This window comes from Erythrobacter sp., from assembly GCF_038133525.1.
In the GTDB taxonomy this organism is placed as follows: domain Bacteria; phylum Pseudomonadota; class Alphaproteobacteria; order Sphingomonadales; family Sphingomonadaceae; genus Qipengyuania.
Genome location: NZ_JAYPTL010000025.1, coordinates 5,660 through 18,056 on the forward strand (window position 1 = coordinate 5,660; position 12,397 = coordinate 18,056).

At 62.3% G+C, this 12,397-nt stretch carries 13 protein-coding genes and 1 tRNA gene; 4 read left to right on the forward strand and 10 right to left on the reverse strand.

Annotated features, from left to right (window positions below; translation table 11 throughout):
- Window positions 1–438, forward strand: a 438-nt coding sequence (locus AAFM29_RS08340; RefSeq protein WP_341712345.1) for an HD domain-containing protein, incomplete at its 5' end; no start/stop codon positions are given.
- A 3-nt stretch (window positions 439–441) separates the two neighbouring features.
- On the opposite strand, the gene AAFM29_RS08345 is transcribed toward AAFM29_RS08340, so the two are convergent.
- From AAFM29_RS08345 to AAFM29_RS08380, 8 genes are all read right to left on the reverse strand, one after another.
- The gene (locus tag AAFM29_RS08345; RefSeq protein WP_341712346.1) at window positions 442–1,128 is read right to left on the reverse strand and encodes a DsbA family protein; all 687 of its coding nucleotides are present in this window, start codon (window positions 1,126–1,128) and stop codon (window positions 442–444) included.
- 19 nt (window positions 1,129–1,147) lie between these two features.
- Window positions 1,148–2,527, reverse strand: a complete 1,380-nt coding sequence (locus AAFM29_RS08350) for a M48 family metalloprotease (RefSeq protein ID WP_341712347.1) — start codon at window positions 2,525–2,527, stop codon at window positions 1,148–1,150.
- A 9-nt stretch (window positions 2,528–2,536) separates the two neighbouring features.
- Window positions 2,537–3,451 (reverse strand): alpha/beta hydrolase, encoded by a 915-nt coding sequence (locus tag AAFM29_RS08355; RefSeq protein WP_341712348.1) that lies wholly within the window; start codon window positions 3,449–3,451, stop codon window positions 2,537–2,539.
- 102 nt (window positions 3,452–3,553) lie between these two features.
- Complete coding sequence (locus AAFM29_RS18085; protein ID WP_371830728.1) at window positions 3,554–5,608, reverse strand: hypothetical protein; 2,055 nt, start codon at window positions 5,606–5,608, stop codon at window positions 3,554–3,556.
- 114 nt (window positions 5,609–5,722) lie between these two features.
- Window positions 5,723–6,169 carry a DUF2141 domain-containing protein gene (locus AAFM29_RS08365; RefSeq protein WP_341712349.1) on the reverse strand — a complete coding sequence of 149 codons (447 nt, stop codon included), beginning with the start codon at window positions 6,167–6,169 and terminating at the stop codon, window positions 5,723–5,725.
- Entirely contained in the window at window positions 6,166–6,882 is a 717-nt protein-coding gene (locus AAFM29_RS08370; RefSeq protein WP_341712350.1) for a sterol desaturase family protein, read from the reverse strand. The genes AAFM29_RS08365 and AAFM29_RS08370 overlap by 4 nt, the downstream gene beginning before the upstream one ends.
- Window positions 6,883–6,932: 50 nt before the next feature.
- On the reverse strand, window positions 6,933–7,415 hold the full coding sequence (locus tag AAFM29_RS08375; protein ID WP_341712351.1) for an MmcB family DNA repair protein: 483 nt from the start codon (window positions 7,413–7,415) through the stop codon (window positions 6,933–6,935).
- 56 nt (window positions 7,416–7,471) lie between these two features.
- Complete coding sequence (locus AAFM29_RS08380) at window positions 7,472–7,861, reverse strand: hypothetical protein (RefSeq protein WP_341712352.1); 390 nt, start codon at window positions 7,859–7,861, stop codon at window positions 7,472–7,474.
- A 136-nt stretch (window positions 7,862–7,997) separates the two neighbouring features.
- On the opposite strand from AAFM29_RS08380, the gene AAFM29_RS08385 reads away from it, so the two are divergent.
- From AAFM29_RS08385 to AAFM29_RS08395, 3 genes are all read left to right on the forward strand, one after another.
- A tRNA-Arg gene (locus AAFM29_RS08385) sits at window positions 7,998–8,074 on the forward strand.
- Window positions 8,075–8,171: 97 nt separating this feature from the next.
- Window positions 8,172–9,209: an acylglycerol kinase family protein gene (locus tag AAFM29_RS08390; protein ID WP_341712353.1), complete on the forward strand. Its 1,038-nt coding sequence runs from the start codon at window positions 8,172–8,174 to the stop codon at window positions 9,207–9,209.
- Window positions 9,206–10,102 (forward strand): hypothetical protein, encoded by an 897-nt coding sequence (locus AAFM29_RS08395; RefSeq protein WP_341712354.1) that lies wholly within the window; start codon window positions 9,206–9,208, stop codon window positions 10,100–10,102. Before AAFM29_RS08390 ends, AAFM29_RS08395 begins: the two co-directional genes overlap by 4 nt.
- Here the strand turns inward: AAFM29_RS08395 and AAFM29_RS08400 are convergent.
- Both AAFM29_RS08400 and AAFM29_RS08405 read right to left on the reverse strand, forming a co-directional pair.
- On the reverse strand, window positions 10,093–10,590 hold the full coding sequence (locus AAFM29_RS08400) for a DUF2141 domain-containing protein (protein WP_341712355.1): 498 nt from the start codon (window positions 10,588–10,590) through the stop codon (window positions 10,093–10,095). The two genes, AAFM29_RS08395 and AAFM29_RS08400, sit on opposite strands and share 10 nt — an antisense overlap.
- A gap of 127 nt (window positions 10,591–10,717) precedes the next feature.
- Window positions 10,718–12,379 (reverse strand): ABC transporter ATP-binding protein, encoded by a 1,662-nt coding sequence (locus AAFM29_RS08405; RefSeq protein WP_341712356.1) that lies wholly within the window; start codon window positions 12,377–12,379, stop codon window positions 10,718–10,720.
- Window positions 12,380–12,397: the final 18 nt, after the last annotated feature.

Consider the following 12,397-nt stretch of genomic DNA (forward strand, 5'->3'; position numbering starts at 1 on the left):
CGCTTCCCGGTCGACCGGCTCGAGCACTCGCTGCAAACTGCCACCCGTGCATACCGTGACGGGCGCGACGAACAATATGTCGTGATGGCCCTGCTGCACGACATCGGCGATACGCTCGGGAGCTACAACCATCCGGAGGTAGCTGCCTCGATCATCAAGCCTTTCGTAAGCGAAGAAGTGCACTGGATCTGCCAGAACCATGGCGCTTTCCAGGGCTACTACTACTTCCACTTCCTCGGCATGGACCAGAATGCCCGCGAGCAGTTCCGCGACAATCCGCATTTCGAAGCATGCCGCGAGTTCTGCGAAAAGTATGACCAGGCGGCGTTCGACCCCGACTATGGGAGCGAATCGCTTGAATTCTTCGAGCCCATGGTCCGCCGTGTGATGGAGCGCCCGCTTGCGTCGATGTATGCCAAGGCGGTGGCCGAAGAATAGATCTCAGCCTTCGGCATCGAGCGCTTGCGCCAGCCGTTCGTAAGGCACCAGCCCTTCTATCACCTCGTCCCCGGCCACCCAGCTGGGCGTGCCGGTAAAGCCTAGCGTTCGTGCGAATGCCATGGTGCGGGCAATCTCGGCCGTTGCGGCACCCGATTGGGCGAAGGTCCGCGCTGCCGCCAAATCCAGCCCGGCGGCCTGTGCAGCCTGGGCGATACTGGCGTCGCTCGGTGGACCGAGCTGGAACATGGCGTGATAGAAGGCCGCATATTTGCCCTGCTTCGCTGCCGCGAGACCCATGCGTGCAGCTGCTTCGCTCCCCTCAAAAATTGGCCATTCGCGGATCACCACTTTCACTTCGGGATCGGCAGCGATCAGCTGGTCGACTTCGGCGATGCTCTGGCGACAGAAGGTGCAGCCGTAATCGGTGAACTTGACCAGAACCTTGCTGCCCTGCGGATTTCCCAGCACCGCACCGGGGAAGGGAACGCCAACTTCGTCCGACAAGCCGGCCAACCGCTTCTGGGCCTGATCTCGCTGATAGGCTTCGGCCATTTCGGGAAGGATTTCCGGGTGCGACAGCATATAGTCACGGACCCGGGCATCGCCCAATCCGCTGGTCGACCACAGGCCAGCCCCTGCGAAACCGAAGACGAGCGCGATCAGCGCAGTGAGGATGTGGTTCTTCATACCCGTTCCTTGGCCGCTATCAGCGCCGCTCGCAACTGCGGCCCCGTTCGAGTTCGCACTGGCGTTCCAATAAGGCACGCGCCTGAAGCCCGATGTCCTGCGCCCTCAGCCAGTCGGGCGTACCGGCCGGCAGACCCGCTTCGGCAGCCTGGGCGCTGCGGATTGCCAGAGCGTAGGCGCCGCTCAAAACCTGCTGTTCCGCGCTCGCCAGTCGGGCGCGGGGAATATCCCCGCGGGCCGCATAGACCACACCTAGCTGATACCAGGCGAAGGGGTTGTAGCGATCGCGCCCAACCGCTGCCCGCAGCACGCGCTCGGCTTCCTCGAAGTTTGCGGGGTCCTCGGTTGCGATCAGGGCATGGCCGAACAATCCGGCAATGAGCGGTTCCGCCTTGGTCAGTTCGGTTGCCCTGCGCAGTGAATCGAGCGCTTCGGTGGGGCGCCCCGATTCAAGCAGAATCTGGCCCTTGAGCTCGAGGAAATAGGGATCGTCCGGGTTACTGGCGAGCAGCGCATCGGTGCTGGTCAGGGCGCGATCGACGTGGGCGGATTTGTGGTAGGCATAGGCGCGGGCATAGAGCGCCGGAACAGTCTGATTGGTCTCGGGGTAATCGCGCAAGGTTGCGGCAGGCTTGGCAATGTAGCCCGTCAGCTTGGCCTTGATCCTCTCGAACCCAGCCTGTTGGCGGGCGTTAGCCGGTGCATTCCAGGCCGGGTCCTTTTCATAGACCTCCTTCAATCGCGCAATACGATCGCCTGAAAGCGGGTGAGTGCGGTAAAAACCGGCTTCGTCCGACTGGCTGTAGCCATAGCGGAATTCCTGATTCAGCAGCTTGCCGAAGAATGCCAGCGAGCCGCGCCCGGAAATGCCGGCCTTGGACAGGAAGTCCGCCCCCGCGAAGTCTGCCGATGATTCCTGCGTGCGGCTGAACGACAAGAAATTGCCGAGTGCGGCCTGCTGGCCAAGTCCCAGAAGCCCGATGGCGGCGTCGCCCGATCCCGCCAGTGCGGCACCGACTCCGGCAAGGAGGCTGAGGATCGATATCTTTGTCGCCGCGGCCGCACCGTCGCTATACCGCAAGATGTGGCCACCAGTGATGTGGCCAAGTTCGTGCGCGATAACCCCCTGGACTTCTTCGGCCGTATCGGCAGCTTCGATCAGCCCGGTGTGAATGTAGACCGCCTGACCACCGGCCACGAAAGCGTTGATTGACGGATCATTGAGCAGGACCAGGTCGACATTACCCGGTTCGAGTCCTGCTGCGGCGATCAGCGGCGCCGAGATATCGTCGAGGAAAGCCTCGGTTTCGGCATCGCGCAATACGCTTTGTGCGGCGATAGGCTGTGCCGCCAGCATGGTGACAGCAAGGGTGACAAGCAGGCGGCCGGGGAAACGCATTCCCTGCTGCTAAGGCCTTTCGGCCTGAACCGGAACTGAAACGTCGGTCACGCGATGGGCAAATTTCGCGATCCTTACGGCAATGCCGGCGGAATCTCGCCACGGACTGGCGAGGGAAATCAGCGGCTTGTTATGGTCCATTTCAGGGTAGAACTGCGTTTCCACGCGCGCTCCAGCCTCGGAGATCGCAGCAGCCAGCGCGTGGGTATTGCGCGGCTTGACAAGCGTATCGTCCTCGCCGTGGATCAATAGCATCGGTGCCAAATTGCTGCGCGCATGATTGATCGGTTGGCTTTCGGGGCCGGCACCGACAGTTCCGAACATCAGCTTGGTCGCCTCGCTGGCGAAAGGGTAGAAGTCATAGGGACCCGAAAGGCCCGCGACGCCCTTGATCGATGACTGCGGTACCCCGGCTTCGTGCAGCCAGCGCTGGTCCACTGCCACTTGAACGACATTGTAGGCCCCAGCCGAATGCCCGGATAGTACGATCCGGTCTGGATCGCCACCGAACCGGCCGACGTCGGAACGGACCTGCGCGATGGCCGCCGCGGTATCCTGCAACATGGCCGGGTATCGCCCCTCTTCCCCGAGCCGATATCCTGCCACCACTACAATGAAACCTTCCGGCGCGAGCGCTCGCGCGATGAAGCCGTAGTTGTCGGGATCACCCGACTGCCAACTGCCACCGTGAAAGAAAATCAGTACCGGCAAGCGGTTCCGGGTATCCGCGGGCGCATAGTACCCGAGTTTTTGCGTCGGCTGCGTACCATATGGGGCGCTCTCGACCAGCTCGACTTTGCGCGCACCACCCGAACTGCGATCGACTGCATCGAGTACCGCGGGACCATTGACGAGGATTGCCACCCACAGTGCTGCGGCAGCCAGCAACAGGACAGCGGCGAATATGCCTAGAACTGGGAGCATACGCGTCACCACGTCGAATGTGGGGGTGAAGAAAATGCCATCGGCCGGGCGCTAACCAAGGCAGCACCCGGGCGACAAGCCCCAAATGCAGGATTTCGCCGTCTAGCCGAGGAGTTTGCGGGCAGCGCGTTCGACCAGCGGGATGTCTTCGGGTACTTCGCCAAGGATGACGATCTTCCCGTCCAGAGTACGGCGCACCATCACAAGCGCAAATTCAGGACCTTCGGGTTCGAGGTCGGCGAGTTCGAGCGAGTCGAGACGGCGAAGCTGTTTCGCAAGAGCCTTGCGTACTCCGTCGGTATCGTCGACCGGCTTGCCCTGTTCTTCCTTGCGAGCGCGGCGCTCCGCATTGACCACGGCTTTCAGGCCACCTTCGGCCTCGTCGAGATAGTGCGCCAGTGCACCGCGCGGCACGCTGATCCTGTGCGCGTGCATCAGCACTGCGGCGTATTCGGTCAGGCGGGTCTTGTCGTAGTCGGCACCGAATACGAGTTTGACCACCGGCGTCATCGGGGCCCGATCCTGTACCGTGAGGCCATTGTCCTCAAGTAGTTCGGCGAATCCGTCGGGATCGGATTCGGTCTCGAGGCTGAAATCGTAGGCAAGGCTGACCGCCTGGTAGAGCGCCTTGCGGCTGCGATCCTCGGTATTCTGCGCCGCCTGGGCTAGTTCGCGCGCGGCTGCGAGGCAGTCATAGAGACCTTCCGGTACTTCCGGGCTGCTCTCGACCGGGGCCTCGATCTCGCCGAGTACGATCCCGGTTGCCGCAGCGCCCACTTCGGCAAGCCCTTCGACCGGCTCCGCGTGAAGCAGAATAGTGGCATCCACTTCGGTTGCCGGTCCTTCTTCGAACGCGGGAGCGAAGCCATCTTCGGCATCATCTTCAGCGAGAACTGCCTCGCCGGGCTCGCCAATGGTGGGTTCGGCGTCGAACTCCTCGTCGAATGCCTCGGCATCAACCTCATCCTCAGCCCGGTAGGCATGGAACGTTTCGGGCATTGAGAAGGTGATTGTCGGCGGTTCGGGCACAAAGGCGGGGGCTTCCGGTTCGGGCGAATAGGCCTGCGGAACCGAGGGAGATGCTTCATTCCCGGTCAGGTCGACCGACTTCTTGTTCCGGATGCCACGGGAGACCAGCGACATCAGGCTGCTCGACGAATCGTCATCGGCGAGCGGATCGACGAGATCGTCGACGTCGTCTTCCTCTTCGTCATCATCCCAATCGGGCAGGCCATAGTCAGCAGCGGTCTTTATGCCACTGTCGAAATCGCTGTAGCCGCCGTCCTCGTCATAGGCATCATCCCCGATGCCGTGCCCACCGATGGGGTTGCCAAGGGCGTCGACGCCGCGATGGGCCTTGCCTGCCGCCGTTGGGGCAAAGGCGTCCTGCCCGAAGTTCGGTTGGGGTAGTTCAAGGTCGGGATCATGCTCGACAATGTGGGCATTCCCCAGTTCGAACACGTCTTCGCCTTCGTCACTCATCTCGACTTCGCCCCGTGTAGCCAGACTTTCGGCAGTTTCGATCGACGTATCGAAACCCTCGATATCTTCGCCATCCTCATATTCGCCAAGCGATTGCCCGATCTCCAGCAACAGCTCGTCGGCTGTTCTCTGGTCGGCCATCTCTTTCCAATTGATCACGCCGTAGATGTAATCGATCTCGCGATCATCGGACGAATAGGGCAGCAGTATTCCGCGGTAGAGTACGGTCAGATCGCGGTCGTTGACGAACTCCGCCTCGAAGCCGATCGGCGCCTGGTTGGCCAGTATCTGCATGTAGTGGTCGGTAATGCGGCTGAGAACCGAACGGCTTGGCACATCGGACAGCCGGCTGAGGACTGCATCTTCGCCGCATTCGGCGGCCAACTCGGCTCCGACAAAGCGAACTGCCGGGTCCTCGATACCGTTGGAGAAATCGAGCAGGACCGAATAGGGTCCGAAATCGTCGAGCGTATGCGGCTCGAGATCGGCGATATCGGGATAGTGACGGTCGCCCAGAAGGCTTGCCCAATGGTTGTACGCACGCACCTGCATGCGGCGTTCGTCCTGGCCTACCGGTGACGGGGGCGGTTCGGGCAGGGCGTCGCCATCGTCGACGAAATCGTCGAGCGGTTCTTCCGCTTCATGCGCGCCGAAATAGCCGCCAAGCCTGTCCATGAATCTTTAAGCCCCTGAAAGAGATCTGCTCATTCCATCGGGGTATGCGCCTTGCGTGGTAAACATATGGTTAAATATACTTACCAACCTTCCCGCCAGGTGAGGCCGAAGGGCTCACAACAGATAGCGCATACGGATGGTCAGGCTGCGGTCTTCGGTGGCGATATCGATCGCGGCATCGGCAAAGCTTGGCGGACCCATGCGGACCTTGGCATCGCGCGAAAATCCGAAACCTTCCTTTGGCATCATTCCCAGCACGCGGTCCGCTTTGCCGTTGCCGTTCTCATCATGCAGCAAAGCGATAGCGTAGCGGCCCGGTTTCACTCCAGTAAAGGTGAAGGTCACTGCGCCTTCCCGGGCGTCGGCAGTCGCGGCATAGGCACCTGCCACGCCGCGGCACCGGGGAAATTTCTCGGTGTCGGTAGTCATGCAGGCGCGCACGATCCCCCTGGCGTTGCGCAGTTCGGTTGCGGTGACGGTAACCGTCACGCCTTCCCCCGGATTTGCCGCCATCACCAGCATGGCACCAGGTAGAAGCGAGAGGATGGCAAGTTGCCTCACAGCTTTTCGCTCAGCCCCCTGTCGGTTCCGCATAAACGGTCCCAGAATCGGAAATAGAGGCCATAGTTGCATCGATACTCTTCATGGTGCCGCTGGTGATGGCTCGCGGTTATCAGCCATGATCCTAATGGCGAGTGAACCAGGGACCGGGGAAACATCTCCCAACCCATGTGGTTGGTGACCCCCATGATGGTCATCACCAGCAGCACGAACCCCAGCATTGCAACGTGAATGGGAATGAGGAGGACAAGGACCGGGATAACTACCGCTCCTGTGATTGCTTCCCACGGGTGGAAGCTCATGGCCGCCCAGGCCGTCGGCGGGCGGCTTGCATGGTGCACGGCATGCGCGATCCGGAATGGTCTGGGTTGGTGCATCCAGCGGTGCGTCCAGTAAAACCAGCTGTCATGCGCTGTCAGGTAGATCAGCGGTGCCAGCGGCAGATACCACCAGGAATAGGCGCCCCAATCGCTGTAGATCCGGGTCCAGCCATGTTCTTGCCAACCCCAGGCGATAATGCCGGCCGGGATGCCGTAGATCGCTGCCGAACCGAGCGACCAGAGTACTTCACGGCGGATTTGGTTGCCCAGTTTCGCGTGGTAGCCTGGCCGCACGCGATTGGTGATCAACGCAAAGAGCCCGCTGGTGGCGAGATAGCGCCCGGCAATGATGGCCGTCATGGCCAACGCGGAAAGGAAGATGGCGCTCAACATGCGTGCGACCTTCTATGCCGTATTCACGACCAGCGCCACAAGGGCCGTTCCTAGCGGTCCCTGCCCCAGGGGCCGCAGTGCGGATCTCCTGTCACGGTCATCCTGCGGAGCGAGGTCCGCGCCAGTCGTTCGATCTCGACCTTGCGACGTGCGGCGGCCAAAGGCTGCAGTGGAGCTGGGCGAATGATCTCGCCGTCGTAGCCGTCGGCGACAATGATCCCGCAGCTGTCAGGGCGATAATCCGGCCCTTCGAGCGGCGACCTATCGAGTCCCGGTGGCACACCCCAGAAGAAACGGTCGCAGAATTCCAGGTAATCCGGCCACTTGCCGTCACCCAGCAGGTCGCCACGCTGGACCTTAATCTCGACAATTATCACGCGACCCTTGGGATCGACTCCCATCAGATCGGCCCGGCGCCCGTTACGCAGCGGCATCTCGGCAAGGCACCAGATGTCGTTGCGCGCGAACAGCCGCGCGATACCGCGCGCTACCGTCGCTGCGGTTTCTGTCAGGTCCTGCGCCGAATCCGTCATATCGATGGATTGGAACAGATGGCGAACGTCGTCAACCGACTTGATTGCGGCGGCTGTTAGATCAGCGAAAGGATGGCGCTGCGCGAAGTATGGAATTCCCGCCACAGGGTCAGTGCGGCGGCGGTGGTGTCCTTCCCTTGCGCTGTCAGCGACAGCAGGGCGCGCAGGCCAGGCTGCATGATCGCCGCAAGGTCGTCGATACCCCGGGCGACCATCTCGTAATGCCGGCCGCCCTTCTCTGCAGCTCGCAAAGGCAGCGAAATGATATCTTCGCTGAGAATCTCCCGGCCAAGCTGAGCGAGATGCCCCACTGCCGTCGCGGCTTCTTGAACCGCCTCCCACTGGTTGGCCAGCGTCGCCACATCGGGTGTCGTGCGCGGTCCCGTTTCCGCGGGCGGAAGCATGGTGGCCTGGCTCAGGTCGAACTCGTGGGAGATAGCGCTCATGCCGGCTAGGATTAGGGTGCGCATCTTGCCAAATCTCTAACACCGCATCGCCAATTCAGCTGTGCGATTAGCACTGGCGAGTGGCGACCCGCTTTGCTAAGCGCCGCGCTCGCCGCACGGCTCGCAAGGGCCATGGGCACCCGTAGCTCAGCTGGATAGAGCGCTGCCCTCCGAAGGCAGAGGTCACAGGTTCGAATCCTGTCGGGTGCGCCAGGTCGTTTTCGCGAGATGATTTCCATCCCGCTGCCGTTTCATTATGGCACGAAACCGCTACATAGCGCCGCTCAATCTCGGCTAAGGCATCTGTGCAATGGATCGGGTAGTCTATAATTTCGAAACCCTGACGGTCCAGGCGCATGCCGGAGACGCATCGATGCAGCACCGCGCCAGCCGCGATTTCCGCGCACGCAATCCGCGGATCGGTGTGATCTACAATCCCCGAAGCCACCGAAACAAGGGCCAGGACCTGGCTTGCACTGCGCGCGCGAGCATTACAGTGGCCCAGCCCGGCAAACGCGAAGATATCGCAGGCGCGCTGGCCGATTTCGCAGCGCAAGGGATCGACTACCTGATCATCAATGGCGGCGACGGGACAGTGCGCGATGTCCTGACGATGGGGCAAGGCGTGTTCGGCGATAACTGGCCGGCGCTCGCAATCCTGCCGAAAGGCAAGACCAACGCGCTCAATGTCGACCTGGGCGCGCCAAGCGGCTGGAACCTGCCTGAGGCGATTGCTGCCTATGCGGATGGCCGCAGGATAGTCCGGCGCCCCCTGGTAATTGCGCGCGAAGGTGCCGATGAGCCGGCGATGCTTGGCTTCATCTTCGGTGCCGGTGCGTTTACCCTGGGGATCGAAGCCGGGCAGGATGCGCACCAGCTGGGTTTCTTCAACAGTCTGGCGGTCGCTGCCACCAGCGTTTGGGGCGTGATGCAAGCGCTCTTCGGTAGCGATGCCAATATCTGGCGCCGCGGAACCCGGATGCAGTTGGTCTGCCGGCCTTCGGGCACGCCGCTGCCGCACTCAGGCCATGGCGATGGCGATCGCCGCAACATCATTCTTGCCAGCACGCTCGAGAAGTTCCCTATGGGGATCAAGTTGTTCGGCCCCGAACGCGAAGGGCTAAAGCTGGCTGTGCTCGACAAGCCGCGCCGCCGCGTATTGCTAGCCTTGCCAGCCATCCTGCTCGGTTGGCAGCCCAAGTGGCTTGGTGCGGCGGGTCTACATCAGCTGGATGCCGTCTCGTTTACGCTCGACGTGTCGGAGCCGGTAATCCTCGATGGCGAAGCCTTTCCCGCCGGGCGCTATGCGATCGGTCAGGGACCCGAGCTGACCTTTGTCACGCCGTGACGGCGGCACTTACCACCCGTATCATCGACGGCTTGGCGCGCGAGGTGCGGCGCGAGGTTGCCGCCTACGCCGAAATGCTGGGCAAGGAAGCAGCTGCTCTCGGCGTGCTGTTCTACGGATCGAACCTGCGCACCGGCTCACTCGAAGGAGTGCTGGATTTCTACATCCTGCTCCCTGGCCCACAACGCGATCGCATCTGGCCTCGGGTTAGCTATCGCGAGTGGTCCTGCGACGGTCAGAAGCTGCGCGCGAAGATTGCCACCATGTCACTTGAGCAGTTTGAGCTCGCCGCTGCTGGGCAGTCGCGGGACACGACAATCTGGACGCGCTTCGTCCAGCCGAGCGCATTAGCTTGGGGCCGGGACGATCTTGCGCGGGCTGCAATTGCCGCCGCAGTTGAAAGTGCCGCGAAAACCGCAGCCAGGCTAGCGTCCGCTCTCGGGCCCGAAATGGGCTCGGCCGAAGATTATTGGCGGGCATTGTTCCGGGCGACCTACCAGGCCGAGTTCCGGATTGAGAAGGCTGGCCGGGAGGACTCAATTCTCGAAGTGAACAAGGCGCACTTTGAAGGACTACTGCCCTTGGCATGGGATGCCGGAGGCATTTCCTTCACGCGCGAAGGCGATCAGTTCACTACGATCATGCCTGCCGCGTCACGCAAGCAGATCCTCGGCTGGTGGCGGGCGCGTGCCCGAATGGGCAAGCTGCTCAACCTGCTTCGGCTAGCCAAAGCGACCACGACCTTTGATGGTGCCGCCGACTACGCCGCATGGAAGCTCCACCGGCATACCGGGATCGCGCTTGCCGTCACGCCGTTCCGCGCCAAGCACCCGCTGCTCGCCGCTCCGGGAGCCGCGCTGGAACTTTGGCGCAAGCGCCGCGCTCAGCGATAGCGCATATTGATGGTGATCGCTTCGACCCCGTTTTCGACCGTGAAGCCGACTTTCTTGTAGCTGGGCTTGCCGAGATTGAAGATGTTGATGCTGGGGTTGTTCGACATCGCGCCGCCATCGCTGAAAATATCGGTCTTGCCGTTACCGTTGAGGTCGTGACGCACGGCGATGCCATAGGTGCCCGCAGCCGGCAGAGGCATGCAGAACGACATGGTGCCGGCCTTGGCGGGTGCCTCCATCCGGTTGATCCAGCGACCCTTTTCGAGCCAGTCTTCCTTGGTCGCGCGATAACTTTGCACGCGGATTGTGCCGCGCGACTCCTTGATTCCCATGACAGTTACGCGCACGGCGGGTCCAGCTCCGGGCGCGCACTTTGCGGGGTTCTCGGTAATGGTCTGGCGATACTGCGCCTGTGCCGGAATGCTCAAGGTGGCGGCGGCGAGGGCGAGGCCGGTCATCCCGGCGAGGGTGGCGAAACTGCGCGTCATCAAATTCCCTGTTCTTGTCGATCTGATACCCCGCAAAGCGGGGTCAGCCTGCCCAACCGGGCGCGATATGGGGAACGATCTAGCAAATTGCACTGAATTCTGGCTGAATTGGTCCTGCGGCGGGTGTTCAGCCACAGGTTGCCCTGCCGTCTTGCACAGCAATGCGCTGGCTTGCGCAGTCGATCAGTGCGCCGCGATGCCCGATAATGATGATTGTGCAGCGTCCGGCCAACCTGCAGACTGCCGAAGTGATCGCTGCCTCGCTCTCCGGGTCGACAGCACTTGTTGCCTCATCGAGGATCAACAGGTCTGGGTCGCGCAACAGTGCGCGCGCGAGGGCGATGCGTTGCCTTTCGCCGCCTGACAGCTTTCGCGCGCCCTCACCCAGATCGCAGTCGAGCCCACCGGGCAATTCTGCGACGAACTGCGCTGCGGCACGTTCCAGCGCGTGGCGAAGTTGCGCCTCGCTCGCGTCGGGCTGGGCCCAAAGCAGGTTCTGGCGGATCGAACCGGAGAACAGCAATGCGTCCTGCTGGACGTAGGCCACGCGCTGTCGCCAGGAATTGCGTAGCCCCCCCTCCAAGGGTGCCCCATCGATCGTCACCTGACCCTCATCCGGTGACAGCAGGCCGCCGAGCAGGTCGGCGAGGGTGCTCTTGCCCGCCCCGGAGGGCCCAACCAATGCAGCGATCGACCCTGCTTCAATTTCAAACGAGACATCGGTTACACCGGGGCGTTCGGACGTGTGACGATATGTCACCCGTTTCAAAGCGAGCGATCTGGCCAGGCGAGGCACCTGAGCAATCGGCTCGCTTTCGGCTACCGCCTCGGCTTGCGATATCAGCAGCCGCGCATCGTGTAAGGCGGGTGAAGAATGGGCCCAGCCCTGCGCTGCAGACTGCAAGGCCTCGAACAACGGGACCGCACGGACCGCAATGGCGGTCATCGCGAGCAGCACCGGTGCCGGAAGACTCCAAACCGTGACCGATGCCCAAACGACAGCGGCGAGCGCGATTGCAGCGCCGATTTGCAGGACTGCCCGTGCCCGGGAAGTACCGATGATATACTGCCGTTCCGCTTTGCGCATGCTGGTGAAGCGATCGGCAAGGTCCTGAGCTGCAGCCCCTTCACGGCCGAAGCTCTTGACCAGCCGCAACGTCGACAGGGTCTCTTCGAGCTGGGCGTAGATCGCCTCGTAACGCCGGGTGAGCGCATCGCCGAGCGCTCGCGCCTTGCGCCGCAGCCCACCAAGCGCGGCTAATGCGCACAGGCCCAGCAACATGCAGCCCAGTGCCAGTAACGGAGAGAGCGCCAATGCCGCGAAGGCCAAGGCAAGCAGCGAGATGAGCGTGCGGGCCAGTGTCGAGATATGCTGGATAGCCTCCCCGACCCGGTCGATTGAGCTTATCAGCAGCGCCCGATTGGCGCTTTGCCGCATCGCGGCCAGCGCCTTCCATTCGGCCCCGAGCAAGGCGCTCACCGCCCGCCGGCGCAATCCGTCGACCACCGCAACCTCGAGCCGTTGCGAGGCCAAATTGCGTGCGAGTTCGACCAGCGCGCGAATGCTGACCAGGACCACGAAAATCGCGAGCAGCGTGATCAGGGACCAGTTGGGCAGGGCAAGGGGAAGATTGGTCTGCCCCGCATCGCCGGTCAGCGTTCCGACCATCGGGACGAGCAGAACCACTCCGAACCCTTCGGTCGCTGCGCCGATCGCCGTGAACAGAATCAAAGCGACGAGCCGCCGGGGCCCGGCGAGGTCAAGGAATGATCGGAACGCTTCGGTCATCGCTTTGCCACGCTTGCC